The 23863-nt window shown below is 65.0% G+C and carries 25 protein-coding genes and 3 tRNA genes; 12 read left to right on the top strand and 16 right to left on the bottom strand.

All coding sequences use genetic code 11. The features are described from left to right. Positions 1-27 precede the first annotated feature (27 nt). Positions 28-1701, bottom strand: coding sequence for an energy-dependent translational throttle protein EttA (ettA, locus tag FHS69_RS04820; protein ID WP_166776731.1), 1674 nt, complete (start codon positions 1699-1701; stop codon positions 28-30). A gap of 270 nt (positions 1702-1971) precedes the next feature. Between ettA and FHS69_RS04815 the strand changes: the two genes are divergently transcribed. Further along, on the top strand, positions 1972-3183 hold the full coding sequence (locus tag FHS69_RS04815) for a GGDEF domain-containing protein (protein ID WP_166776730.1): 1212 nt from the start codon (positions 1972-1974) through the stop codon (positions 3181-3183). Positions 3184-3206: 23 nt separating this feature from the next. Here the strand turns inward: FHS69_RS04815 and FHS69_RS04810 are convergent, their stop codons facing one another. From FHS69_RS04810 to FHS69_RS04790, 5 genes are all read right to left on the bottom strand, one after another. Continuing rightward, complete coding sequence (locus FHS69_RS04810; protein ID WP_166776729.1) at positions 3207-4541, bottom strand: MATE family efflux transporter; 1335 nt, start codon at positions 4539-4541, stop codon at positions 3207-3209. A 75-nt stretch (positions 4542-4616) separates the two neighbouring features. After that, positions 4617-4693: transfer RNA gene (locus tag FHS69_RS04805), tRNA-Pro, on the bottom strand. A gap of 26 nt (positions 4694-4719) precedes the next feature. Next, positions 4720-4796, bottom strand: a tRNA-Ile gene (locus tag FHS69_RS04800). 56 nt (positions 4797-4852) lie between these two features. Beyond that, entirely contained in the window at positions 4853-5854 is a 1002-nt protein-coding gene (locus tag FHS69_RS04795; protein WP_166777065.1) for a polysaccharide deacetylase family protein, read from the bottom strand. 10 nt (positions 5855-5864) lie between these two features. After that, complete coding sequence (locus tag FHS69_RS04790; protein ID WP_166776728.1) at positions 5865-7742, bottom strand: sensor histidine kinase; 1878 nt, start codon at positions 7740-7742, stop codon at positions 5865-5867. 239 nt (positions 7743-7981) lie between these two features. Here FHS69_RS04790 and FHS69_RS04785 point away from each other — a divergent pair, with 239 nt between their 5' ends. The 4 genes from FHS69_RS04785 (at position 7982) to FHS69_RS04770 (ending at position 10523) form a co-directional block, all read left to right on the top strand. Continuing rightward, positions 7982-8443 (top strand): Lrp/AsnC family transcriptional regulator, encoded by a 462-nt coding sequence (locus FHS69_RS04785; protein WP_067469650.1) that lies wholly within the window; start codon positions 7982-7984, stop codon positions 8441-8443. Beyond that, the gene (locus FHS69_RS04780; RefSeq protein ID WP_067673102.1) at positions 8440-8874 is read left to right on the top strand and encodes a GFA family protein; all 435 of its coding nucleotides are present in this window, start codon (positions 8440-8442) and stop codon (positions 8872-8874) included. The genes FHS69_RS04785 and FHS69_RS04780 overlap by 4 nt, the downstream gene beginning before the upstream one ends. Before the next feature lie 37 nt (positions 8875-8911). Then, positions 8912-9925 carry an acyl-CoA thioester hydrolase/BAAT C-terminal domain-containing protein gene (locus tag FHS69_RS04775; RefSeq protein ID WP_166776727.1) on the top strand — a complete coding sequence of 338 codons (1014 nt, stop codon included), beginning with the start codon at positions 8912-8914 and terminating at the stop codon, positions 9923-9925. Between the two features lie 133 nt (positions 9926-10058). Next, positions 10059-10523, top strand: a complete 465-nt coding sequence (locus FHS69_RS04770) for a hypothetical protein (protein WP_166776726.1) — start codon at positions 10059-10061, stop codon at positions 10521-10523. A gap of 110 nt (positions 10524-10633) precedes the next feature. Here the strand turns inward: FHS69_RS04770 and accC are convergent, their stop codons facing one another. From accC to FHS69_RS04755, 3 genes are all read right to left on the bottom strand, one after another. After that, on the bottom strand, positions 10634-11983 hold the full coding sequence (accC, locus tag FHS69_RS04765) for an acetyl-CoA carboxylase biotin carboxylase subunit (protein WP_067469653.1): 1350 nt from the start codon (positions 11981-11983) through the stop codon (positions 10634-10636). Positions 11984-11991: 8 nt separating this feature from the next. Continuing rightward, a complete protein-coding gene (gene accB / locus FHS69_RS04760; protein ID WP_067469656.1) occupies positions 11992-12483 on the bottom strand; it encodes an acetyl-CoA carboxylase biotin carboxyl carrier protein in 492 nt (163 codons plus the stop codon). A 72-nt stretch (positions 12484-12555) separates the two neighbouring features. Continuing rightward, the gene (locus FHS69_RS04755) at positions 12556-12990 is read right to left on the bottom strand and encodes a type II 3-dehydroquinate dehydratase (RefSeq protein ID WP_166776725.1); all 435 of its coding nucleotides are present in this window, start codon (positions 12988-12990) and stop codon (positions 12556-12558) included. Between the two features lie 94 nt (positions 12991-13084). Here FHS69_RS04755 and FHS69_RS04750 point away from each other — a divergent pair, with 94 nt between their 5' ends. After that, entirely contained in the window at positions 13085-13516 is a 432-nt protein-coding gene (locus FHS69_RS04750; protein WP_166776724.1) for a hypothetical protein, read from the top strand. 75 nt (positions 13517-13591) lie between these two features. Here the strand turns inward: FHS69_RS04750 and FHS69_RS04745 are convergent, their stop codons facing one another. The 3 genes from FHS69_RS04745 to FHS69_RS04735 form a co-directional block, all read right to left on the bottom strand. After that, on the bottom strand, positions 13592-14005 hold the full coding sequence (locus tag FHS69_RS04745; RefSeq protein ID WP_166777064.1) for a 3TM-type holin: 414 nt from the start codon (positions 14003-14005) through the stop codon (positions 13592-13594). Between the two features lie 135 nt (positions 14006-14140). Continuing rightward, positions 14141-15022 carry a hypothetical protein gene (locus FHS69_RS04740; protein ID WP_208380077.1) on the bottom strand — a complete coding sequence of 294 codons (882 nt, stop codon included), beginning with the start codon at positions 15020-15022 and terminating at the stop codon, positions 14141-14143. Positions 15023-15120: 98 nt separating this feature from the next. After that, positions 15121-16341, bottom strand: coding sequence for a S8 family serine peptidase (locus FHS69_RS04735; protein ID WP_166776723.1), 1221 nt, complete (start codon positions 16339-16341; stop codon positions 15121-15123). Positions 16342-16419: 78 nt separating this feature from the next. Between FHS69_RS04735 and FHS69_RS04730 the strand changes: the two genes are divergently transcribed. Both FHS69_RS04730 and FHS69_RS04725 read left to right on the top strand, forming a co-directional pair. Further along, positions 16420-16914 carry an RNA polymerase sigma factor gene (locus FHS69_RS04730; RefSeq protein ID WP_166776722.1) on the top strand — a complete coding sequence of 165 codons (495 nt, stop codon included), beginning with the start codon at positions 16420-16422 and terminating at the stop codon, positions 16912-16914. Next, on the top strand, positions 16911-17603 hold the full coding sequence (locus FHS69_RS04725) for an anti-sigma factor family protein (protein ID WP_166776721.1): 693 nt from the start codon (positions 16911-16913) through the stop codon (positions 17601-17603). Before FHS69_RS04730 ends, FHS69_RS04725 begins: the two co-directional genes overlap by 4 nt. 142 nt (positions 17604-17745) lie before the next feature. Here the strand turns inward: FHS69_RS04725 and FHS69_RS04720 are convergent, their stop codons facing one another. Both FHS69_RS04720 and FHS69_RS04715 read right to left on the bottom strand, forming a co-directional pair. After that, on the bottom strand, positions 17746-18093 hold the full coding sequence (locus FHS69_RS04720) for a hypothetical protein (protein ID WP_067469676.1): 348 nt from the start codon (positions 18091-18093) through the stop codon (positions 17746-17748). Between the two features lie 170 nt (positions 18094-18263). Then, positions 18264-18340 (bottom strand) — tRNA-Pro (locus FHS69_RS04715). 201 nt (positions 18341-18541) lie between these two features. On the opposite strand from FHS69_RS04715, the gene yajC reads away from it, so the two are divergent. Genes yajC through secF form a run of 3 tightly spaced genes read left to right on the top strand, consistent with a single transcriptional unit; the run spans position 18542 to position 21476 of the window. Further along, positions 18542-18868 carry a preprotein translocase subunit YajC gene (yajC, locus tag FHS69_RS04710; RefSeq protein ID WP_067469678.1) on the top strand — a complete coding sequence of 109 codons (327 nt, stop codon included), beginning with the start codon at positions 18542-18544 and terminating at the stop codon, positions 18866-18868. 18 nt (positions 18869-18886) lie between these two features. Next, positions 18887-20485, top strand: a complete 1599-nt coding sequence (secD, locus tag FHS69_RS04705) for a protein translocase subunit SecD (protein WP_067506681.1) — start codon at positions 18887-18889, stop codon at positions 20483-20485. A gap of 13 nt (positions 20486-20498) precedes the next feature. After that, entirely contained in the window at positions 20499-21476 is a 978-nt protein-coding gene (secF, locus tag FHS69_RS04700; protein ID WP_166776720.1) for a protein translocase subunit SecF, read from the top strand. 5 nt (positions 21477-21481) lie between these two features. Here secF and FHS69_RS04695 read toward each other — a convergent pair whose 3' ends face one another. Continuing rightward, positions 21482-22669: a glycosyltransferase gene (locus FHS69_RS04695; RefSeq protein ID WP_341801676.1), complete on the bottom strand. Its 1188-nt coding sequence runs from the start codon at positions 22667-22669 to the stop codon at positions 21482-21484. Between the two features lie 2 nt (positions 22670-22671). Beyond that, on the bottom strand, positions 22672-23244 hold the full coding sequence (locus FHS69_RS04690; RefSeq protein ID WP_166776718.1) for a helix-turn-helix domain-containing protein: 573 nt from the start codon (positions 23242-23244) through the stop codon (positions 22672-22674). A gap of 95 nt (positions 23245-23339) precedes the next feature. Here FHS69_RS04690 and FHS69_RS04685 point away from each other — a divergent pair, with 95 nt between their 5' ends. Continuing rightward, positions 23340-23816: a DUF6456 domain-containing protein gene (locus FHS69_RS04685; RefSeq protein ID WP_166776717.1), complete on the top strand. Its 477-nt coding sequence runs from the start codon at positions 23340-23342 to the stop codon at positions 23814-23816. Positions 23817-23863: the final 47 nt, after the last annotated feature.

Raw genomic sequence — 23863 nt, 5'->3', positions numbered from 1 at the left:
GTTGGACATCGGAGGCTGACCCGAGGCTTAACGGGTCAGTTTCTTGTAGGCGAGGCGGGTGGGACGGTCCGCCGCATCGCCGAGGCGGCGACGCTTGTCTTCCTCGTAAGCCTCGAAATTGCCTTCGAACCATTCGACATGGCTATCGCCCTCGAAAGCGAGGATGTGCGTCGCCAGACGGTCGAGGAAGAAGCGGTCGTGCGAGATGACCACGGCGCAACCGGCAAAATTCTCGATTGCTTCCTCGAGCGCGCCGAGCGTTTCGACATCGAGATCGTTGGTCGGTTCGTCGAGCAGCAGGACGTTGCCGCCTTCCTTCAGCATCTTGGCCATATGCACGCGGTTGCGCTCACCGCCCGACAGCTTGCCGACATTCTTCTGCTGGTCAGCGCCCTTGAAATTGAACGCGCCCACATAGGCCCGCGTGCTGGTGTCGTGACCGTTGACCTTCATGTAGTCGAGCCCGTCGGAGATTTCCTCCCAGACGTTCTTGCTCGGATCGAGATGGTCGCGGCTCTGGTCGACATAGCCGAGATGGACGGTCGAGCCAATTTCCACCGTGCCGCTGTCGGGCTCTTCCTTGCCGGTGAGGATCTTGAACAGCGTCGACTTGCCCGCACCGTTGGGACCGATCACGCCGACGATACCGCCCGGGGGGAGCATGAAGGAAAGGTTTTCGAACAGCAGTTTGTCGCCATAGGCTTTCGAGATGTTGTTGGCCTCGATGACCTTGCCGCCCAGGCGTTCGGGCACCTGGATCACGATCTGTGCCTTGCCGGGCTTGCGGTTCTGCTGCTCTTCCTGGAGCTGTTCGAACTTGCGCACGCGCGCCTTGGACTTGGTCTGGCGCGCGCTGGGCGTCTGCCGGATCCATTCGAGTTCGCGCGACAGCGCCTTCTGGCGGCCGCTCTCCTCGCGGCTTTCCTGCTCGAGACGCTTGGCCTTCTTTTCCAGGTAGGTCGAGTAATTGCCTTCGTAGGGGTAGTACGAACCGCGGTCGAGTTCGAGGATCCATTCCACCACATTGTCGAGGAAGTAGCGATCGTGGGTGATCATCAGCACCGCACCCGCGTAATCCTTGAGGTGGTTCTCGAGCCACTGAACGCTTTCGGCGTCGAGGTGGTTGGTCGGTTCGTCGAGCAGCAGGATCGAAGGCTTCTGGATCAGCAGGCGGGTGAGCGCCACGCGGCGCTTCTCACCGCCCGAGAGATCGGTCACCGGCCAGTCGCCCGGCGGGCAGCGCAGAGCTTCCATCGCCACTTCGAGCTGGTTGTCGAGCGTCCAGCCATCGACCGCGTCGATCTTGTCCTGCAGTTCGGCCATTTCGGTGCTCAGCGCGTCGAAATCGGCGTCTTCCTCGCCCATTTCCATGCCGATGGCATTGAAGCGCTCTACCATGTCGGCGGTTTCGCGCGCGCCGTCCTTGACGTTTTCGAGCACGGTCTTGCTCTCGTCGAGTTCGGGTTCCTGTTCGAGATAACCCACGGTGATGTTCTCGCCCGGCCAGGCTTCACCGGTGAAATCGGTGTCGATGCCCGCCATGATCTTGATCAGGGTGGACTTGCCCGCCCCGTTGGGGCCGACGATGCCGATCTTGGCACCCTGGTAGAATTGCAGGTTGATGTTGCTGAGCACCGGCTTGTTCGCACCGGGAAAGGTCTTGGTCATGTCCTTCATGACGAAAGCGTACTGGGCGGCCATCGGGCAAAGGTCCTTCGGATGGAATTGGAATTTGCGGGCGCGCGGGCCCGGAAGCTTTGCGGCGCAGATAGTCGCACCCGCGCCAAGGGGCAAGCGCGGGCATTTCCGCGCTGCCGATCCTCCAGCCGAGCGCATGTGATGCAAAGTTCGCCAGGACAGGCTGGACAATCTGCCCACAAGCCGCAATTGAGCGCCGCTTCAGGGGAAATACCTACACGAACTATTAAGGGCCGACCCTTATGCTTCGCGTGGGAAGGGCAGGGGCAGTCCATGCGCGAACAGATAATGGGCCTGATCACGCCCGCCATGTCGATCGTGTTCATCGCGGTCTTCGTGGTGATGTGGTGGCGCGGAAAGATGGGTGCTTATGTGCTCGGCTTTGCGCTGGCCTACGTGTTCTTCGCACTCGGCTTCGCCTCGACTCACCTGTTCAATACCGGTTCGCCCTATGTCTTCCACGTCACGCAGTTCTTCTACACGCTGAGCGTGGCCACAGGCGTCTGGGCGCTGACGAGCCGGGCCGGGCAACCGCCCTATCTCGGTGTCTTGCTGGTTATTTACGGCCTATCCGCAACGACGCTGGCGGTGGCGGTGCTCACCTCGAACGATATCACCTCGCGCCTGATCATCGTGAATGTCGGCTACGGGTCGATGTATATCGTTTGCGTGATGTCGCTGCTGGGGGCGCAGCGCCGCGAGGCGATCGACAAGCTCATCATTGCGACGCACAGCCTGGTGGCGGCGCAATTCATGATCCGCCCGGTTCTCACCTTGTTGATCGAACAGGGGATCGCCGCCGATGTCTATCGCGAATCGGTCTATTATTCGGTGCTCAATCTGGCACTCGCCTTCATTTCGCTGATGTCGGCGATGGTGCTGATCGGTGCCTGCGTCTACGACCAGATCAAGCAGGTGCGCGAACAGGCGGATCTCGACGGGCTGACGGGCCTGCGTACCCGCCGGGCCTTCGAGCAGGACGTCATTGCGGCGATGGAGCGGGCCAAGCAGGAATGCGTGCCGATCTCGCTGGTGGTGGCCGATATCGACCACTTCAAGGCGGTCAACGATGTGTGGGGCCATCAGATCGGCGATCGGGCGATCGCGCAATTCGGCGAGATCATCAAGCGCACGGTGCGCGACTGCGACATTGCGGGCCGGATCGGTGGCGAGGAATTCTGCATATTGGCGTGGAATTGCCAGGAAGAAGCGGCGGTCACCATGGCCGACCGTATCCGCGTCAATTTTGCCAAGACCGCGATCGACGGCATGCCGGAAGATCATCGACTGACCGCTAGCTTCGGCGCGGCCGGGCGGGGGCAGGGTGAAGGCTATGGCAAGCTGTTCGCGCGGACCGATGCCGCGCTTTACCGTGCCAAGGCCGATGGCCGCAATCGCACGGTGCGCGACGAGGGCGGCAGCAAGCGCGCGGTGGTGACCCCGATCAAGGCGGAATCCGACCGGCGCCGCGAAGCGCGCGGCTGAAACGCTCACTTCTCAACAGATTGTCAGCGCCATTCGCGGCGTAGCAGCCGCGGCATCAGCCCGATCTGAAAAGCCGCCCGCAGCGCCAGGAAGGCGATGAAGCTCGCCCACAATCCGTCATTGCCGAGCGGCCAGGTGAGCCACAACAGCACCGCGTAGAGCGTCGCCGCGCCAGCCATCGACAGCAGCAGCGCGCGCGTCCAGCTCGCGCCGACGAACACGCCGTCGAGGACGAAGCCGGCAAAGCCCGCCAGCGGCAGCGCGACGATCCACGGCCCCAGGCGGCGCGCTTCTGCGGCGACTTCACCGGTGGCCGCGAAACTGTCGGTTATAACCCCTCCGAACGCGGCGAAAACCGTCGCAAGCGCGATCGCCGTCGCAAGGCAGCGCAACAGGATCGCCCGGATGAACGCGGTGAACCCCGCGCGGTCGTCGTCGCCCTTGCGCTCGCCATTGAGCACCTGTGCCGCATTCTCGAAGCCGTCGAGCAGCAATGCCGAGAGGATGAACAGCTGGTAGACGATCCCGTTCGCCGCCAGCGTTACCGCGCCTCGCTCCGCTCCGAGCCGGGTGAGCGCCACGATCGCGAGCATCAGCACTACGGTGCGCAGGAAGAGGTTGCGATTGACCGCGAGAAATGGCCGCAGCGCGCGCAGCGAAAGGTTCGCTCCGCCCTGCAGCACCGCACGCAGCTCGCTACCCGCCAGGTGCCAGATCAGCATTCCCGTGAGCGACAGCTTGGCGAATTCGGCGATGAAGCTCGACCAGCCGATGCCTGCAATGCCCCACCCGAGACCCAATGCGAGCCACAGTCCCAGCACCACGTTGAGAACATTGTAGAGCACTTCGATGACCAGAACTTCGCGCATTCGCCGGCGACCGACCAGAAATCCGACCAGCGCGAAATTGGCGAGTACGGGGGGTGCGCTCCAGTAACGGATGTTGGCATAGGTCACCGCGGCGCTGCGCACCGCGCCTTCGGCGCCGAGCACGTCGAGCATGACCGGAAGCAGCAAGGGCTTAGCGCCGAGAAGTAGCGCGGCGATGGCCAGCGCTACGATGACGCCCTTGACCAGCACCTCGGCCTGCGCCCGCTCGCCCGAACGCGTGCCCGCCTGTGCGACCAGCCCGGTGGTGCCCATCTTGAGAAAGTTCATCACGGTGAACAGTGCGGCGAACAGCTTCGCACCGATGTCGACCGCGCCCTGCGTGGGCGCATCGCCCAGTCGGCCCACGATCCACATGTCTCCCACGCCGATCAGCGCGGTGGCGACATTGGTTGCCATGGCAGGAAGCGCGATGGCCCAGATCAGGCGCGGATCGATCGATGCGGAAGCTGCGCTGGCGTTCGTGTTCACCGAAGTCTCCCGCGCGCCGGCTGCGGCGCTTCCGGAACGGCGCCACGTCGCGCGTGGCGCCGGATCACGAAATACTGGTCGGGGAGACTGGATTCGAACCAGCGACCCCTTGTACCCAAAACAAGTGCGCTACCAGGCTGCGCCACTCCCCGACCGATTTCCCGCACCGCGCCGGGCATGGTGGGCCCGGCAGGACTCGAACCCGCGACCTAGCCGTTATGAGCGGCCAGCTCTAACCAACTGAGCTACAGGCCCCCAGCCACGCCGTGCGGAACCGCGCGCCTAGCCGCGCTGCCGCGGGCATGCAAGCGCTAGGCGTCGACCGCGCGCATGATTTCCGCAACCGTGGTGGGGCGCACGCCGCGTTGATGCAGATAGCCATAGACCGCGCGGAACCAGTCGTAGAGCGCGTCCAGATCCTTTTCGTCGCGGACGTAAGGCGTGTGGCGCTTCTGCAGCGAGGGGCTATGAAAGCTAAGCACGAGGACGGGGAGGCCATCGTCGATCGCGATATCGACCGCCCGCAGGGCTTCTTCGGCGGTTACGCCTTCGGGCGTAAGCGAAATGCGCTCGAGCAGGCCGAGCCGGGCCAGCGCCGAGCCCAGCAGCGGATACTTCGTTGCCAAGGGAAACAGCGCAGGCGCCTGCCGCCGCAACAATCCCCAGAAGACGGTGGTCAGCGGCAGCTCGATCAGCTTGCGTCCGGCGTCCGTCCAGTACGGGGTCAGCGGATGGCGGCTGTAGTCCGGACCGTGAAAGGCGGAATAGTCGAAATGCGCGCGGACCGAACTGTCGATCGCGATACCCGTATCGCTCAACAACCGCGTGGTCTGCGGCCCGAGACCGTAGCGCCCTGCGCGATAAATGCGCGGCAGCGTGCCGAAGCTTTCTTCGATCTTGTCGCGCAGTTTGCGGTACTTGGCCTCTTCGAGGTCGGGGGGGAGGTTGCCCGCATAGCTGTTGTGGGTGCTGACCTCCTCGCTGAAGGGCGGATTGACCCATGGGTGCAACTGGACCCCGATCTCTGCCTTCCCCGCACGGACCGCGTCACCGATGATATCGCGCGCCAGCGGGTCGTTGGCGATCGGCCAGTCGACCAGATAGACCGGCGTCACTTGCAGCCCTTCGCAGAATTCCTGAAAACCCGAGATCGCACGCACGTGGTCGAGGCCATAGCCATCGGCGCGGAAGGGGGCGTTCCAGTCGAACTCTTCTTCGGTATCCACGGTCAGCAGCGACCGGGGACCGAAGCCCTTGGCAAAGGTCACCTGCTGGGCAGGTTCGGGTGGGACAAGGAGATTGGCGTGGGCGATTTGCGAAATCCTAGCCGGCCGCGCGATCGGGCGCATCGGCAGGGCTAGGCAGCGACCCGGAAGCGGTCAAGAGCGGTAGGCTGAGGACGAGGCGTTCCTCCTCGCGCACAAGATCGCCCCCGGCCGCGCGCGCTTCCGCCCGGGCGAGGCGGAGCGAGAAGCCCGCGCCAAAAATGCCCGAACTCAGCGTGCTACCGCCCGATCGCACATCGGATGCGAAGACGTCCTCCGCACCGGCGAGCTTGGTCGGCAATTGCGCGCGGAGCACGATCTGGTCGCCGTCCGGGGCCAGTTCCAGTCCGATCGTTTCACCTGCTCCCGTCGCCCCGGCAAGCGTCGCCAGAATGCGCCAGCCGAGCATTTCCGCTTCGTTGGGCGCGAGCGGCAACGGCGCGGGACGGTCGGCGATCCGCGCTTCGAACCGTGCGACACGCGGGCCCAGCACGGTCTGCAGCTGGCCGATCTGCGCGCGTACGATCGCGCACAGGTCGCTTTCTCCCGCCTCCAGGTCGAGCGCGCCGGTTTCGAGCCGCGCGAGCCTGTCCAATTCGTCGAAACCCGCCAGGATCCGCGCGGAATCCCCCGCGATCGAAGCAGCCAGCGCACGATATTCATGCGGTGTCGGGCCGAATACCTGCTGCTGGATGACCTCGGCATAGCCTTGCATCGCGTTGACGGGCGTCCGCAGTTCGTGAAGCAACTGGCGCAGCCGGTCCGCTCCGCGCTGCGCGCGCGTGTCCACTTCGGCAATCGCGCGGCGGAAGCGGCCGACATAGCCGTAGAAGCGGCCTTCGCCGCGGGTAAAGCGCGGTGCGGCATCGACGATCCAGTCACCCTCGATCGCTTCGGCACCGCGCAAGCGGATCGGCAGAGCGCGCAAGGGCTGGCGGTTGAGGAAAGCGGTGGCGAAGTCCTCTTCGGGCGTGGCTTTCTCGCGTTTGTGCGCAAGATCGATGCCCACCACCATGGGCGAGACTTGCGGGTCGGCCCAGTCGATCCGGCCCTCCGAATTGGTGCCGAATGCGAAATTATCGAGCGTGCGGCGAGGCGGGGCCTGTTCGAGCTCGGCCATCGGCAATGTCGGCGCTTCGGCCGGTTGCGACGCGGGCACTCGAGCCTTGCGGAACGATTCGATGCGTTCGACGAGCGCGCGGATGCCATCGGGCTGCGCGGTGCTGGCGGGTGTGGGCGTGCGGCTGGCCGAAGGGGTAGGCTTTGGCGCGGGGGGCGTTGCAGCAGGACTGAGCTGGGTCGGCTCCGGCTCTGGCTCCGGTTCGGTGTCGGGCGGCGACGGCGGAGCTTTTGCGTCCTCGGACTTTGGCGCAGGGTCATCGCGCAGCATGGCCGGGCGCAGGACCAGTGGTTCGGGCTCGCCCGGCGCGACCGACGGTGTCGCCGCGGCCTGCGCTTCGGGATCAGCTTCGGAAGGGGCACCGGGCGAAGCGGCTGGCATCGGCAGCGCGCGATCCGCCACCCCCAGTCGATCGAGCACGCGCAGCGCGCCCGCAGGCAGGTCGCGCCGATGGCGCAGGAAGCCGCGCGCGCGGATCGGCAGGCGCGGGATCAGCTCGGCCCACTCGGCATCGGTCAGCTGCGCGCGATATAGTGCCGCTCCCGCGATCGAATGATGGGCTTCGCCAAACCAGCGGACGAGTTCGGGATTGCGGAAACGCCAGCCGTTTTCGCCGACGATCGCCGCGCGGTCGGGGACAGAAATGACCTCGGCCAGCGCGATCAACCGGAGATAGGCTGCGGCCTTGAGCGCCGGATCCCCCGCTTGCGGCCGTTCGCCCAGCAGGTCGAGCAACTGCCGGAACTGCGTTTTCGCCGCACGTTCGCCCGTGGCGCGGTGGCGCAACACAGTGGCAAGGCGGTCGTCGAAATGCATCAATTCTCCGGCGGGATCGGGCGGCGGGGTTGGGGGCGCTGAGACCTAGCCCATCGCAGAGCGAGGTTTCTACCGCTGTAAGAGTTAGGCTGAACGGAAAGTTGCCAGCGCGTTGCAAAGCGGGACAATTGCTGGCAAGGATAATAATGTTAGGCAAGACGGCTGCATCGCGTTGTTAACATTTCGTGGAAGTTTCACGATGCGCCGCCAGTGACGCAAGGGTAGCAAAGGCAGTACGGATGGCCAATCTCGATGAAATCGACCGGCGGTTGCTGGCAGAGCTCCAGTCCGAGGGACGAATCACCAATGTGGAACTGGCGCATCGCGTCGGCCTGACCGCGCCGCCCTGCCTCCGGCGGGTTCGCTCGCTCGAGGAGGAGGGCGTGATCCGGGGCTATCACGCCGAGCTCGATCCCTCGCAACTCGGTTTCTCGATCACCGTCTTCGCCATGGTCAGCCTCAAGAGCCAGGCGGAAGACGCGTTGCGCGAGTTCGAAATCGCGATGCACGATCTGGCCGAGGTGCGCGAGGTCCACATGCTCAATGGCGAGATCGACTTCATCATCAAGATCGTCAGCAAGGATTTGCAGAGTTTCCAGGAATTCCTGACCAGCAAGCTGACGCCGGCGCCCAATGTCGAAAGCGTGAAGACATCGCTGACGATCCGCACCAGCAAGCTCGAGCCGGGTGTGCCGCTATGAGCGGCGAGGCGCGGATCGAGGGCCATTGCCTGTGCGGCGCGGTGACGATCGCGCTCGACAATCCTGCGCAGCATATCGAGATCTGCCAGTGCGACATGTGCCGCCGTTGGGCGGGCTCGTTCTACAGCGCGCAGACCGGCGAGAACCCGCGCGTGTCGGGCGAAGAAGCGGTCACTGCTTACCAATCCAGCGAATGGGCCGAGCGTGCCTTCTGCTCCAAATGCGGCAGCAATCTGTGGTACCGGTTCCTGCCTACGGGCAACCGCAGCTTTTCCGCGGGGCTGTTCGATGCCGCCGCGAAGCACACTGTCGAGAAAGAGATTTTCGTCGACGAAAGCGCCGATTGGTCGCGCATTGCAGGCGATCATCCACGCCAGACGGGTGAAGAAGTGATCGCCGAGGCCGAAGCGGCGGGCTTTACTTTCGACTGAGGGGCACGCGTCGGGATCGGACGCAGCGAGGGGAATGATGGGTCGCAAACTGAAGTGGGTCCTGGGCGGGCTCGTCCTGGTGGTGCTGGCAGCCGTCGGGGCAGGCTATTTCTTGTTCGCCCCTCTGGACATGCCGATCACCGTGGACGACCCGGGCGAGGGCGGCGAACGCGTGGTACTCAACGACCGTCCGGCCAATTTCTTCCCTGCGCCGGGCGCAGGCCCGCATCCCGCTATCATTCTCTTGGGGGGATCCGAAGGTGGGCTGCAGGAAGGCATAAATGCTCGGGCCCGGCTGCTGCAGGCCGAAGGCTATTCGGTGCTATATCCCGGCTATTACCGGACGTCCGAAGAAACCAAAACCTTCGACATGGTCCCATTGGAGACCTTCGATGCTGCGTTTCGTTACCTGCAAGCGCGCGAGGATATCGATACCGATCGCATCGGTCTTGTCGGCGGTTCGAAGGGCGCCGAGGGGGCACTGCTGTTCGCCAGCATGCGCCCTGAAATCCGTGCGGTGGTCGCTTCCATGCCCAGCAACGTCGTCTGGCAGGGCTTCGACTGGAGCGCCACGGACTTCTCTCAGTTCAGCTCGTCCTGGAGCATCGCGGGGACGCCGGTGGCGTATTTGCCCTATGACATGCCGGAGTGGTGGGAATGGTTCACCGGCATGACGATCGCGGGGATGTACGAACAGAGCCTCGGCGGGCTCGATGGCCATGCGGATGCGACGATCGCGGTCGAGAAGGTCGCAGGGCCGGTCCTGCTCATCTGCGGAGAGCAGGATCAGTTGTGGCCGTCCTGCCCGATGGCGCGCCAACTCGAAGCACGTAGTCGCGAGCGCGGCGGACCGCCGGTAGAGGTGCTGGCCTATCCCGAGGCTGGCCATGCGGTTGCCGGTGCGCCCCGCGAAGAAACCGACGAGAATTTCGAGGAACTGGCCAGCATGGGCGGCAGCGCGCTAGCGAATAACGAGGCGCGCAAGGACAATTGGCCGAAAACGCTTGCCTTTCTGCGCCAGCATCTGGGCGCGGGGGAGGCTACGCACTGAGCCGCGCATCCAGTCGTACAGGTGGATTCACCTGTTCCGGCCGGATCAGGGTATTCACCTATTGCCGAGGCCATCACTTAATATCCTTCGGCCTAGTGGCGGCATGGTCGCGCCCACTAGCCAAGGATTTTCGATGAGTTTTCTTCTCAACTCGGTACTGACAGCGATTACGCCGCCGCTGCAAACCGCGCCGGCTGCCCCGCCGGCGGAACCCACGCCTGCCCCCGCCCAGTCTGCGCCATCGCCCGCATCCAGCGAGCCGGGCGTCACCTATCAGCCTTCGGCGCCCGCCGAAGACCCGGTGACCTACACCGCCCCGCAGCAGGGCGCGAACGGCTCCGCCGCCGCAGAAAACGCAGCTGCGGAGACGTCACCTGTCTCGGCGGCAGCCGTTGCATCCTCCGCTGCAGTCATTCCCGCGGGGCCGGACATGTCGATCACCGACCGCGTGGCAGCTTCCCGTTCTGCGAACGCTGTCGCACCCAGGGAAAGTGTTGCAACGCAGACCGCTCCGACCGATGTGGCGGCACTGATGGCTGCCTATGTCCAGCAGTTCGGTACGAACGAGTATCGGAACGTGAAACAGTTGCTCGGATAAAACGAGACGGCCCGCCTTACCCCGTTGTGCGGGTAAGGCGGGCCGGTATTAGACTGTTGTCATGCGGCTGCGAAAGGAAGCCGCCTGTAATGCGGACAGCCGCGGGCGCGTCAGCTCTCGCGCGTCTTGAGCCAGTCCTCGAGCCATTTGATCGAGTAGTTCCCGCTCTTCACATCGTCCTGCTGGAGCAATTCCTGGTGCAGCGGGATCGAGGTTTTCACGCCTTCGACCACCATCTCCTCGAGCGCGCGCTTCAACCGCATCATGCAGCCTTCACGCGTGCGACCGTAAACGATCAGCTTGGCAATCATGCTGTCGTAATAGGGCGGGATGCGATAGCCCTGATACAGTCCGCTATCGACGCGCACATGCATGCCGCCGGCGGCATGGTAATAGGTCACCTCGCCCGGCGATGGCGCGAAGGTCCACGGGTCTTCGGCGTTGATGCGGCACTCGATTGCGTGCCCCTTGAACTCGATCTCGTCCTGCGCGACCGAGAGGTCCTCGCCCGCGGCGATACGGATCTGTTCACGCACCAGATCGACGCCGGTGATCGCTTCGGTCACGGGGTGTTCAACCTGCAGGCGCGTGTTCATCTCGATGAAGTAGAACTCGCCGTTTTCCCACAGGAACTCGATCGTGCCCGCGCCGCGATAGCCCATGTCGCGCATGGCCTGCGCGCAAACCTCGCCCATGCGCATGCGATCTTCCTCGCCCAGCACGGGGGAGGGCGCTTCCTCGAGCACCTTCTGGTGGCGCCGCTGCAGCGAACAGTCACGCTCGCCAAGATGGATGGCATTGCCGCGCCCGTCGCCGAACACCTGGAATTCGATGTGGCGCGGGTCGCCGAGATATTTCTCGATATAGACCGTGGCGTCGCCGAAAGCGGCCTTCGCTTCGCTGCCCGCCTGTTTCATCAGCGTTTCGAGCTGGTCTTCGCTTTCGCAGACCTTCATGCCGCGTCCGCCGCCGCCGCTGGCGGCCTTGATGATCACGGGGAAGCCGATTTCCGCCGCGATGGCGCGCGCTTCCTCGACCGTGGCAACCGCGCCGTCGGATCCGGGAACCAGCGGCAGGCCGAGCTTGCCTGCGGTCTTCTTCGCCTCGACCTTGTCGCCCATCGTACGGATGTGTTCGGGCTTGGGCCCGATCCAGGCGATGTCATGCGCCTCGACGATCTCGGCAAACTTGGCGTTTTCCGAGAGGAAGCCGTATCCCGGGTGGATCGCGTCGGCATGGCTGACTTCTGCCGCCGAGATGATGTTGGCGATGTTGAGATAGCTGTCGGTCGCGCTTGGCGGACCGATGCACACCGCGTGATCGGCGAGGCGCACGTGCATGGCATCGGCATCGGCGGTGGAGTGCACCGCGACGGTCTCGATGCCCATCTCGTGCGCGGCGCGATGGATGCGCAGCGCGATTTCGCCACGATTGGCGATCAGGATGCGGGAAATACTCACGGCCGACCTCAGCCGATGACGACGAGCGGCTGGTCGAATTCGACCGGCTGGGCGTTCTCGACGAGGATCGCCTTCACCGTACCGGCCTTGTCGGCGGTAATCGGGTTCATCACCTTCATCGCCTCGACGATCAGCAGCGTCTGGCCTTCGGTCACGCTGTCGCCGACCTTGACGAAATTCGCCGCGCCGGGCTCGGATGCGAGATAGACCGTGCCGACCATGGGCGACTTGATCGCACCGGCGGTATCGGCTTCGGGCGCAGCGGCACTTTCGGGAACGGGCGCGGCCGCGGCGGGCGCCGCAGGTGCGGGCGCAGCCACCGGGGCGGGCGCGGCAGCCATCGCCACGCCACCACCACGCGAAACGCGGATCTTGCGCTCGCCATCCTCGACCTCGATTTCGGTCAGTCCGGTATCGCCGAGCATTTCGGCGAGTTCGCGAACGAGTGCGGTGTCGACATTCATGCCGGACTTGCCGGCGCTGCCTTTACGATCGGCCATGGAACCCCTTGCGTATTGTTTGCGCCGCCTATGCTACCCGCGGACCGATAGGGCAAGGGGGGAGGCGGCGATTTAGAGCGCTGCGGCCTTCTCCAACGCTACGGCATAGCCGCGCGGCCCGAGGCCCTTTACCTCGTCCACCGCGGCTATGCCGACATAGGACAGGTGGCGGAATCCCTCGCGCGTGGTGGGATCGGACAGATGTACCTCGATCACGGGCAGCTCGATCCCCTTGATCGCATCGAGCAGTGCGATGGAGGTATGGGTGTAAGCCGCGGCGTTGAGTAGAACGGCCTTCGCGCCTACGCTGCGCGCCTCGTGCAGCCAATCGACCAGCACGCCTTCGTGATTGGTCTGGCGAAAGTCGATCGCCAGCCCGAGCTCGCGCGCCTTCTCGCCCAGCATCGCCTCGATATCGGCGAGCGTATCGGAGCCGTAGATATCCGGCTCGCGCGTGCCGAGCAGGTTGAGATTGGGGCCGTTGAGGACGAAGACGGTGTCGGTCATGGGGGAGGGGTTAGCCGCTGGCCGCAATATGGCAAAGCGGAAGGTCGGCTCACGACCCGATTGCGGCTGAAAAACAAACAGGTACCTTAGCATCATGCAGACTATGCTTCGTCTTCTTGCGGCAGCTTCGATCGCAATGGCCACTGGTGCCTCCCAGGGCGGCACCCAATGGCTGCAGGGTCCGCCGCCTCCGAGCCTCGTGCATCCGAAACCAGGCCCTTACTATGTTTCTTTTGCTGAGGATGGCAAATTGCCTTCCAACCAAGTTGAGTTCATCAAGTACGTAGTCGATTCTTGGGCAGAACCTGGTTTGCAGGCTTTCTCGATTTGCTATTCCCAAGCACCGGACGAGCAACTCGATTGGGGGTTGGTGGGGGCCGCACTTCAAAACGTCTCAGGCGCCTTGAAAGACTCTGGCGCTCAGCTCGTAGTCGTTTCGGCCAGCAAGTTGTGCGATCAACGTTTGCCTAGAGCGCCGGTTGATCGAGCGCTGGTTAGAGTAATTGGCGTGATGCAAACTATATAGCACAAGATATCACCGCTGTGGCAGCGAAGCCTAGTTCCGACAACGAACGGATCCGTCCAATAGCAATTTTCGCAACTACTGATCGACGCCCTTGACCTTACCCCACTGGCGCGCGGCGGTGTAGCCGAGGTAGCCGGTGCCGAAGAGCGCGTAGAGCGCTTCGGGCAGGGCGGAGAGGTAGCGGGTCATGCCTTCGCCGATCGCGCGGGCGGCGAGGGGGTCGAAGGCGGCGATCACGCCCATCGGCACGCTTAACAGGATCAGCGCATACATGACATAAAGAAAACTTGGTCGCGCGCGGCTGGTCCATGGGTCGGCGCTCTGCGCTTCGGCGACGATCGCGGACAGGCGTGCCTCGATCTGCTTCAATTCCTGCGTACCTTCGAGTGCGAGCAGTTCTAGCTTGGCCCTAGCGCGCGCGTCCTTGTCGGGGATCACCTTGTCGATGATCGAGGCGAGGGGGCCGATGAGGGTTTCGAGCAAAGGCACGGGCATTCTCCGGTTTCTATCGTCAAATGCGAATAACCAAATTGGTTCGTGTAGGAAAATGCTGGCATCTGCAAACGAGCACGGGGCGGCCAGATCTGTGACCCGACCGCCCCGCAATATGGCTCGGTTTGCCTTTTAGCGGTGTGTTTCTTCTGCGGCGGGTTCCGTCGGAGCTTCGGCCGTCGCCGCCTCGTCAGGCGCGGTCTGGCCGCCCGACAGCGTGCCTTCGCCCATCACCAGCGCGGTGCCGTTCGCCGCGAAATGATTGGCGGGGAGTGCGAAGGCGCGACCCTTCGATTCGACCACGACCTGTTCGACCCGGCCGCGCGAATCGCTTACCAGCTGACGAACCTTGCCCACGGCCACACCCTGCGGGTTCATCACCGGCATACCGGGGGCGATAGCGACCGCGCCTTCGCCCGCAGCGGCGCCACTGCCTGCAGCCGCCAGCATTCCGTGCGGGAGGGCCGCAGAGCCGTTACCGCTTGCAGCGCCGCTGCCGGTGGCGGTGAGTGCACCCGCAGAATTCCTGGCAGTATTGGCAGTCGAACCCGCGCGCTGGACCGCATGCGTTCCCAACTGGCGCACCTGTGCGACGCTTCCCTGCGCGCGCGCAATGCCGCGACCCGCGAGATCGCTCACCGTGTCGGTCCCGACGAGCTGCGCATTGGCGCTGCCCGAGCCCGAAGCGGCGGCATTGCCCGACGCCGACTCGCTTGCTTCGCCATGTGGCGTGGTCAGGAGCTGGTCTGCCGTGGCGGTCATGCCCGTATCGAGCGAGCGCTCCAGCGAGACTTCGCCCGAGCGGCGATCGACATTCTCGCTGCCGCGGGTGCGCGTTTCCCCGCGCAATGTGCCGCGAGTGGTCGAGCGCAGCGTGCCGGTCGTGCCGTGCGTCACCGATCCGACGCTGCCGGTGACCTGGCCTAGCCCGGAGCCGGAGAGCAGCTGCGCCTGCGCCGCGGGAGCGAGGGCGATTGCAGTGAGCGCGGCGGCGCCAAGAAGATGCTTTTTCATGATGATGTCCTTTCCAATACAGGCGGAGGAGTGCGTGCCTGCTTCGGAAAGGAAAACGGATCGGTCCCGCGACCTAATCCATGCACATGCGATTTTTTTCAGTGCCCCCGGCAATCGCCGCATACGAGCCCGCGGCCGAACACGGGATCGACGCCCTTGCGGCCGAGATCCACGGCCTCGCGGTCGATTGCCTCGCGCCAGTCGCCGCCTTTCTGCAGTGCTTTGGCCAGCCGTGCGGCCACCAGCGGTGTGGCGAAAGAGGTGCCGCGCACGCGGATGCGTTTGTCTTTCGCATTGATCGCGCGAATGTCTGCCCCCGGTGCGGCATAGTCGAGATGCAATGCGCGGCCCGCCTCGATGAGCGCCCGACGCTTCCCATCCACTGCGGTGACCGCGACCACTCCGTCATAGCTTGCTGGATAGGCGGGCGGGGCAGCGGGGCCATCGTTGCCCACCGCCGCGACCACGACCACGCCGCGACGCCGCGCGGCGGCGATCGCGCGTTCGAGCACGGGGTTTTTCGGTCCCACCAGGCTGATCGTCACAACGCGGCTGCCTTCGCCGACCAGCCAGCCGAGGCCGCGGGCGATCGCCAGCGCGTTGCCGCCTGCCTTATCGGTGCCATAGACGTCCGCAACGCGGATCGGGCCGCCGTGCTCGGAGGCCAGCAGCGAAGCGACCGCGCTGCCATGATTGCTGGGATAGGGAGCGCCTGCCGCAAAGCCGCGCATGCCGGTGATCGCCACCGTCTTGCCCGGCGCCCCGTCGATCATGCCCACCGCGACCCCGCCGGGCGCGCTGCGGGATACGGCACTGGTGATGGCCAGCGCGGGTGTCTCGCCCGCGGGGAAATGCAGATTATCCGGCGCGAAGGTGGCCTCGGGGATGAGCGCGGAAAGATGCTCTTCGGCTTCGTCGAGATCGCGCCCGGCTGGCACCTGCAGGCGCGTGACGCTGAAGCCGAGTTCGGCCAGTTCCACCGTCTCGAGGATCCGGTAGCCCGCACCGCGCGCGGTGCGCAGCGCGTCCGCGCCGGCATCGATCAGCAGCAATTCACCGCGCCGCGCGGGTTCGCCGCGCGCGTCGCGCTCTATGCCCGACCGGTTGCTTCGCACCAGCCGATCGATCCGCTGGAGCCGGCTACGGGCCAGGTCGCGCGCCTGCCGCGCGGTGCGATCGAGCGTCTGACCGGTCAGATCGCCCACTTCGCCCAGCACGCTGCCCACGCGCGGTACTGCAACGCCCGGCAGCGCGACCTGCGCCGCAAGCGGTGCGCCGAGCGCGGCCAGCAACAGGAGAGGGAGGGAAAATCGGGCCATCGGTTGCCTTCCGTGTCGTATTTCGCATTAAGCATGGATGAAACGGGCGGTCTCGTCCGTTTAATCCACGGAAGGCAGATGACGCTAAACCCATCGTTCGAGCAGGACTTGCTGGCCTTGTTGCCCCGGCTGCGCCGTTTCGCAGTGGGGCTGTGCGGCAATCCGGCGGACGGTGATGATCTCTGCCAGATGAGTCTCGAGCGCGCGCTCGCCAATCGCGACAAGTGGCGCGAGGGTACGCGGCTCGACAGTTGGATGTATCGGATCATGCGCAATCTGTGGATTGACGAGGGAAGGGCGACGACGCGTCGCCGCGAAACTTTCGTGGCCGAGGAAGCCGGGCTGTCGGTCGGCGGCGATGGCGCGCAGGAAGCCGTGGTCGAGCTTTCGCTGGTCGACCGCGCGATGCAGCAATTGCCTGCCGACCAACGCGAGGCGGTGCTGCTGGTGATGGTCGAAGGCTACGGCTACCGCGAGGCGGCCGAGATCGTCGGTTGTCCCGTCGGAACGCTCAATTCGCGGCTGGTGCGAGGGCGCGACGCACTGCTCACACTGCTCGGAGAAAAAGCATGACCGTCACGCGCGAAGATATCGCCGCCTATGCCGATGGCGAACTGGCTCCCCAACGAGCGCTGCAGGTCGAGCAAGCGGTCGAGCGCGACCCCGAGCTGGCGCAGCAACTGGCCGCGCATCGGGCGCTGAAAGACCGGCTGGCCAGGCATTTCGCTCCCATCGCCGAGCAAGCCGTGCCCGAACACCTCTCGGCAATGCTGACCCGTGAAACCGCACCGGTGACGGATATCGCTGCCGCGCGCGAGAAACGCGAGGCACGGCGGCGTTCGCCGCATTGGGGCTGGGTCGCGGGCCCGGCACTGGCCGCGTCGCTGGCGCTCGCCATTTTCCTGCCGCGCAGCGGCACGCCCGAAGGTTATGCCGACGCGCAGCTCGCGGGCGCGCTCGATACGCAATTGGTGGCCGAACAGCCTGCCGGGGCGGACACGCGCATCCTGCTCAGCTTCCGGAACAGCGAGGGCGACTATTGCCGCGCGTTCAACGCGGCCTCGGGCAGCGGGATCGCCTGCCGCGATGCGCAGGGGTGGAAGCTCGAGGCGCTGGGCGCGGGCGAAGCGGAAAGCGCCAGCGATTATCGCATGGCGGGCGCCGATGCCGGCGCGATCATGGCGCAGGCGCAGAGCATGGCGGATGGGCCGGCGCTCGATGCGGAGGCCGAAGCGGCTGCCCGCACGGCCGGGTGGCAATAGCGCGCGGTGGTCGCGCAGGCCGGCAGCTCCTCGCGAAAAATCACTCGTCCAAGCAAAAAGGACCGGCGCGCGTGGCACCGGTCCTTCGAGTCGGGCGACCGTCCGGGGGGTGGGACGGGCACGGTCGCCTGTGGCTGCGCGATCAATCGACCAGATAGACGGTGCCCTGGCGATAGCCGCGTTCGGCCATGTCGTGGATATAGTCCTCGCGCTCGTGGCGCAGCTCGTGCGCATATTCGGACCAGGCGTCGCGGCGGTCCTCGATATCGCTCGCGCGGCGAAGATCGCTGGTGAGCTCCTTCTGCGCTTCGGTGACGTCGATGCGATAGTCGAACCAGAGATTGTTCTCGATCCCGGCGATCGGGGTCTTGAGTATCAGTTCCTCTTCGGCGCGCGCGATCTGCTCTTCGTAGAGCGCGGGGATCGCGGCCTGCGCGGCACCCGCGACGAGGCCGAGAGCGAGCAGCGGGAGGATGGCGGTGGTTTTCATCGGTGTGTCTCCGTCATGCCTGGGCCGGCACGCGCCGGCTGGTCGGAGGAGAAACGATTACCCGGCGCGGTTTAATCCGCGGCCGCCGCAAAAAAATGTGCAGATGCAAAGAAGCCCCCGCGTCAAGCGAGAACGGCCGGGGCCAATCGACGATGAAAGGGTAAGTCCACTGGTCGGGATGACTGGATTCGAACCAGCGACCCCCACACCCCCAGTATGGTGCGCTACCAGGCTGCGCTACATCCCGAAACCAGTGGAGGCGGCCCTATAGGGCGGGGATTCGGGCATGGCAAGCACAGTTCGCAGGCATTTCGTTGCCCCCGCATCGCAATGCTGCTAACCGCGCCGCACTTTCGCGGGACGGAGCGTCGCTGCGGCTTGAACAGGCCGCGAGCGCACTCCACCTGCGGGTTCGTCACAACGCCAATTTCCGACAGGTATTCCATCGATGATCGATCTTCTCGCCGCCGCCGGTAGCGCCGCCGCCGAGCCGCCCGCCTGGACCGGCTGGGTCCTCCCGCTGGGCATGCTGCTGATCCTGTGGTTCCTCATCCTGCGCCCGCAGATGCGCCAGCAGAAGCAGCATCGTGAGCGTGTGGCCGGGCTGAACAAGGGCGACGAGGTCGTCACCGCGGGCGGACTGGTCGGCAAGATCACCAAGGTCGAAGACCATTTCGTACATGTCGAACTGGCCAAGGGCATGACCGTGAAGGCGGTGCGCAACACGATCGGCGAAGTGCTGTCGTCGCGCGACAAGCCCGCTGCCAACGACTAAGACGGGACGCATATTTCCATGCTCGATTTCCCCACCTGGCGTAAGGTCTGGCTCTGGCTGGTAACCGCGCTGTGCGTGCTCGCTGCGCTGCCTTCGCTGCTTTCGGCGACTTCGATCCGCTGGCCCGACGTGCTCCCGCAGCCGATGGTCAATCTCGGCCTCGACCTTGCCGGGGGCAGCCATATCCTGCTCGAAGCGGATGCCGGGCAGGTTGCAGCGCAGCGGCTCGAGAACATGGAAGAGAACGTGCGCAACACCATGCGCAGCGCCGAACCGCGGATCCGCATCGGGGACGTCTCGACGCGCGACGGGCGGCTGAGCTTCGTGCTCGACGATCCGTCCCAGATCGACCGGGCGCGCGAACTGCTGCTGCCCTCGATCAATGGCACCGGGCTCGTGCGCGAGTGGGATCTCGCGGTCGAGGACGGCAATCGCATGATCCTCACGCCCACTGCGGAAGGCATCGATCAGGCTGTCAGCGATGCGATGGAAAGCGCCACCGAAGTCGTGCGCAAGCGTATCGACGAGCTGGGTACGCGCGAGCCGACCATCATCCGCCAGGGCGAGACGCGCATCGTGGTGCAGGTTCCGGGACTGCAGGACCCCGACCAGCTCAAGGCATTGCTGGGCCAGACCGCCAAGCTCGAATTCAAGCTGGTCGACCAGAGCGCGCTGCCGAGCGACGTGCAGCAGGGCCTCGCGCCGCCGGGATCCGAAATCTTCGCCTATGCCGACACCTCCGATTTCGCCGGCACCTCGGTCGCGGTCCGCCGCCTCGGCGGAATCCGTGGCGACAATCTGACCGGCGCGCAGCAGAGCTTCGATCCGCAAACCAACGAGCCGGTGGTCAACATCCAGTTCGATAGCGACGGCGGGCGTCGCTTCGCCAAGCTGACAACCGAGAATGTCGGCAAGCCCTTTGCTATCATCCTCGACGACACCGTGCTGTCCGCACCCAATATCAACGAACCGATCCGCGGCGGGACCGCGCAGATTTCGGGTGGTTTTTCGGTCGAGACCGCGAACCAGCTGGCCATTTCGCTGCGTTCGGGTGCGCTGCCCGTCGATCTCGCGGTGATCGAGGAACGCACTGTCGGTCCCGATCTCGGCGCGGACTCGATCAAGCGCGGCATGCTTGCCATGGGCGTCGGCTCGCTGCTGGTCATTTTCCTGATGATCGCCAGCTATGGGCGGTTCGGCGTTTATGCGACGGTCGCACTGGTCATCAACGTTGCAATGCTGCTCGGCATCATGGCAGCGCTCAGCACGACGCTGACACTGCCGGGTATTGCGGGCTTCGTGCTGACGATCGGCGCAGCGGTCGACGCCAACGTGCTGATCAACGAGCGTATCCGCGAGGAACGCAAGCGTGGGCGCCGCGTGATCGCTGCAGTGGAGAACGGCTATAACGAAGCCAGCCGCGCGATCTACGACGCCAACATCACCAACTTCATTGCCGGCGTGCTGCTGTTCCTGTTCGGCTCGGGTCCGATCCGCGGCTTCGCGGTGGTGCTGATCATCGGGCTGTTCACCAGCGTCTTCACTGCGGTCACGCTGACCCGGATGTGGGTCGCCGGCTGGCTGCGCAAGTCCAAGCCCAAAGACATCGTGCTGTAAGGAGGCGGGAAAGATGAAACTGCTCAAACTCGTCCCTGACGACACCAATATCGCCTTCCTCAAGTGGCGCGTGCCCTTCTTCGCGATCAGCGTGCTGCTGATCGCGGCGAGCTGGGCGCTGGTCTTCACCAAGGGGCTCAACTACGGCGTCGATTTCGCCGGCGGTCTCGAAGTTCGCGCGACCTTCACGCAGACAGCGGAAGCTCCCGTGGGCGATCTGCGCGATCAGGTCGCAACGCTCGGCTATGGCGACCCGGTGGTTCAGCGCTTCGGCGAGGACAACCAGGTTTCGATCCGCGTGCGCCTGCCCGACGAGGTCTCGGCCGACAAGGAAGCCGCGCAGGCGGCGGCCAACGACATCGTCGAGACGCTGCAGGCCGAATATGACGACTTCCGGCTCGACGGAAACGACAATGTTTCGGGCAAGGTCTCGGGCGAGTTCCGTCAGACCGCGCTCTACGCGCTGCTGGCCGCAATGGGCGCGATCGCGCTGTATATCTGGGTCCGGTTCGAATGGCAGTTCGGCGTAGGCGCGCTGTTCGCGCTGTTTCACGACGTCAGCCTGACGCTGGGGATGTTCGCGCTGTTCCAGCTCGAGTTCAGCCTCCAGATCATCGCGGCTATCCTCGCGATCATCGGCTATTCGCTCAACGATACGATCGTCATCTACGACCGTATCCGCGAGAACCTGAAGAAGTACCGCAAGATGGAAGTTCCTGCCTTGCTCGACCTCTCGGTCAACGAGACGCTGGCGCGCACCGTGATGACTTCGTTGACGCTGCTCGTGGCGCTGCTGCCCTTGCTGCTGTTCGGCCCCGCCAGCCTGTTCGGCATGGTCGCTGCGATCACGCTGGGTCTGTTCGTGGGGACCTACAGCTCAGTCTATTCGGCCGCACCGATTCTCGTCTGGCTCGGCGTTACCAGCGACAGTTTCGTCCCGCGCGAAAGCGCTGCGGACGAACAGGAAAAGAAAGCCCGCGGGCTCGTCTGACCTGATCAGCGCAGGAGGCTGTCGTAATAGGCGGCCAGCCTCCTGCCGTTGGTTTCCCAGCTGAAATCGTCGACTGTCGCCGCTACGGCTTGCGGCGTGCGCGGGTTCTCGGTCACAAGCCTGATGCCGTCGCGCACGGCGCGGCAATTGCGCGCCACGATGACGCCTACCTCGGGCGCAGTCACCACTTCGCGCGCGCCTCCGGCATCGGTGATGACCAGCGGGGTGCCGCAGGCGAGCGCTTCGATCCACGCATTGGCAAGGCCTTCGCTGGCGGAAGGCAGCACCATGGCGTCCGCCGCGCTGAGGATAGGGGGCAGCATGGCGGGTTCGAGACTGCCCAGGAAATGCACGCGATCGGCCACGCCCACCTCTCTCGCCAACGCGCGCAGGCTTGCCTCGTCTTCCCCCTTGCCGACCAACAGCAGCCGCGCTTGCGGCAGATCGGCCAGCGCCTGGATGACCAGTCCCTGGCCCTTGCGTTCGATCAGCGCACCGACGCTGGCGAGCAGGGTCTCGTCCTCGCGCAGCGGTAGGTCGAAAGTTGCCGCCAGCCGCGTCCGGAGCCCCGCATGGTCGAGCGGGCGAAACAGGTCCCGGTCGAGCCCTGTGTAATGGATCGTGATCGCTTCGCGCGCGATGCCCAGTGTCGCCATGTCGTCGGCCAGCGCTTCGCATACGGCGAGCACGCCTGCAGCCGTGGAAGCGGTGCGCTGCAAGGCCTGGCAGCCATATCCGCGTGCGCCCCAAAAATGGATATCCGCGCCGCGCGCCTTCACCGACAAGGGCAGGTCGAGATCGCTGGCGATGGCCATTGCCGCGGGCCCATCGGGATAGAAGAATTGCGCGTCCACGAGGTCGAACGGGTTTTCGGCATGCAGCTGCCGCACCAGCGGGAGGACCGAACGCGCGATAAGGCGCGGGTTGAGCCGGCCGCCGATCTTGGGAAGCAAGCGGAAGACGGGGCGGTGAACCGGAAAGCCGAACTCGCGCCCGTCCTGCGCGGCGCGGGCAAGCGCGCGATAGCGCCCGAAGGTGATCGGCGGCAGTCCGATCGGGTTGACCAGAGTCACATCCCAATGCGTTTCCTGCTGCAGCGCTTCGAGCGACTTGGCGACGAATATGCCGAAGCGCGGATGCGCGGCATTGGGAAACAGCGTCGATAGCGAAAGGACGCGCTTGGTCTTGGTCACAGTCACAGCCGACGCACCAGCATTTCCGCCACGCCGATCCAGGCGGGGTTCTCGATCACCTGTTGTTTCTCGCCATGGCCAGGCGGCAACAGGCCGACAAGCGTTCCCTGGCGATCGATCAGCCGTCCGAAGGCGAAGCGACCGCCCTTGCGCGGAACCAGCACATCGCGGTTGATCGCGCGGGCCCCGTCCGCCGGATCGATCTGGCGCAGCCACAATTGGTCGCCCGGGCGGTATTCGCCATGCGGGTAGTCGATTGCGAGCACGATAAGGGGCCGTTCGCCGCCGAGCTGGGTGGGCAGGATGGCATCGCTCGTCTCGGGCGGCGCCTCGGCACCCTCGCGCGCGAGCCGCGCAACGATCTGCGGCTGTTCGGCCGCCTCGCTGCGGACAAGCATCTCGAGATCGACTTCGAGCGCGGCGGCGATCCGCTCCATCCATTTGAGCGAGAGATTACGCATCCCGGTTTCGAGCCTGCCGACCGTCTGCGGCGTAGTGGGTGGGACGCAGGCAGCGGCGAGGTCGGCCAGTGTAAGGCCCTTCTGGCGACGGATGTCGCGGATGCGGTTGATCACGGCTTGCCCCCATGGATAACCGATTTGGTTTTCTCTCTTTCCTACATGAACCGAGATTGCGCAAGGGGAACGTCGATCGGGCAAGAGGAGCACCCATGGACCGCAAGTTTGTCGAACGCGAATTGACACCTGCCGGGCCGCGGCGCCGGGGAGCCCCCAAAGCCGGCGCGCGCAGCGTCACGGTCAACCTCGGCGAAAGTCCGCTCGGCTGGTTGCATGCGCGCGGCCATTTGAGCGATCGCCAATTCGACGCGGGCGAAAGGCTGCGCGCCGATTATGAACGCGCTGAGCTGGCACCGTCCGTGACCATGCGCTGGGATCCGGTGCGGGTGGATGGCGGAGGCGGGGCGGATTGCCTGATGCCGGGCGAGCGGCAGATCGCGGCGCGGGAGCGTTTCGATGGCGCGATGGCGCAGGTGGGCAGGGGACTGTCGGATATCCTGTGGCGCGCGGCCTGTGCAGGGGAAAGCCTCGCGACGGCGGAAAAGGCGCTCGCTTGGCCCGCCCGCAGCGGTAAGCTGGTGCTCGGCCTCGCGCTCGACCGGGTCGCCGATTTCTACCGGATAGGCTGAAAGGTGCCGGTGTCGCTCGGATTTCGCATTGCACCGTGTAACACCCG

The sequence above is a fragment of the Qipengyuania flava genome (genome assembly GCF_011762005.1).
Classification (GTDB): Bacteria; Pseudomonadota; Alphaproteobacteria; order Sphingomonadales; family Sphingomonadaceae; genus Qipengyuania; species Qipengyuania flava.
Note: the sequence above shows the minus strand (reverse complement) of the source record. Positions and strands in the feature narration are given on the sequence as shown.

What these genes read in the sequence shown, in the direction of transcription:
- FHS69_RS04790 (WP_166776728.1), bottom strand. Translation starts at nt 7,742, where the DNA reads ATGCATTTCGACGACCGCCTTGCCACTGTGTTGCGCCACCGCGCCACG.
- secD (WP_067506681.1), top strand. Translation starts at nt 18,887, where the DNA reads ATGCTCGATTTCCCCACCTGGCGTAAGGTCTGGCTCTGGCTGGTAACC.
- FHS69_RS04770 (WP_166776726.1), top strand. Translation starts at nt 10,059, where the DNA reads ATGAGTTTTCTTCTCAACTCGGTACTGACAGCGATTACGCCGCCGCTG.
- FHS69_RS04750 (WP_166776724.1), top strand. Translation starts at nt 13,085, where the DNA reads ATGCAGACTATGCTTCGTCTTCTTGCGGCAGCTTCGATCGCAATGGCC.
- FHS69_RS04775 (WP_166776727.1), top strand. Translation starts at nt 8,912, where the DNA reads ATGGGTCGCAAACTGAAGTGGGTCCTGGGCGGGCTCGTCCTGGTGGTG.
- accB (WP_067469656.1), bottom strand. Translation starts at nt 12,483, where the DNA reads ATGGCCGATCGTAAAGGCAGCGCCGGCAAGTCCGGCATGAATGTCGAC.
- FHS69_RS04785 (WP_067469650.1), top strand. Translation starts at nt 7,982, where the DNA reads ATGGCCAATCTCGATGAAATCGACCGGCGGTTGCTGGCAGAGCTCCAG.
- ettA (WP_166776731.1), bottom strand. Translation starts at nt 1,701, where the DNA reads ATGGCCGCCCAGTACGCTTTCGTCATGAAGGACATGACCAAGACCTTT.
- FHS69_RS04730 (WP_166776722.1), top strand. Translation starts at nt 16,420, where the DNA reads ATGACGCTAAACCCATCGTTCGAGCAGGACTTGCTGGCCTTGTTGCCC.
- FHS69_RS04780 (WP_067673102.1), top strand. Translation starts at nt 8,440, where the DNA reads ATGAGCGGCGAGGCGCGGATCGAGGGCCATTGCCTGTGCGGCGCGGTG.
- secF (WP_166776720.1), top strand. Translation starts at nt 20,499, where the DNA reads ATGAAACTGCTCAAACTCGTCCCTGACGACACCAATATCGCCTTCCTC.
- FHS69_RS04815 (WP_166776730.1), top strand. Translation starts at nt 1,972, where the DNA reads ATGCGCGAACAGATAATGGGCCTGATCACGCCCGCCATGTCGATCGTG.
- FHS69_RS04740 (WP_208380077.1), bottom strand. Translation starts at nt 15,022, where the DNA reads ATGAAAAAGCATCTTCTTGGCGCCGCCGCGCTCACTGCAATCGCCCTC.
- FHS69_RS04720 (WP_067469676.1), bottom strand. Translation starts at nt 18,093, where the DNA reads ATGAAAACCACCGCCATCCTCCCGCTGCTCGCTCTCGGCCTCGTCGCG.
- FHS69_RS04735 (WP_166776723.1), bottom strand. Translation starts at nt 16,341, where the DNA reads ATGGCCCGATTTTCCCTCCCTCTCCTGTTGCTGGCCGCGCTCGGCGCA.
- FHS69_RS04725 (WP_166776721.1), top strand. Translation starts at nt 16,911, where the DNA reads ATGACCGTCACGCGCGAAGATATCGCCGCCTATGCCGATGGCGAACTG.
- FHS69_RS04755 (WP_166776725.1), bottom strand. Translation starts at nt 12,990, where the DNA reads ATGACCGACACCGTCTTCGTCCTCAACGGCCCCAATCTCAACCTGCTC.
- yajC (WP_067469678.1), top strand. Translation starts at nt 18,542, where the DNA reads ATGATCGATCTTCTCGCCGCCGCCGGTAGCGCCGCCGCCGAGCCGCCC.
- FHS69_RS04685 (WP_166776717.1), top strand. Translation starts at nt 23,340, where the DNA reads ATGGACCGCAAGTTTGTCGAACGCGAATTGACACCTGCCGGGCCGCGG.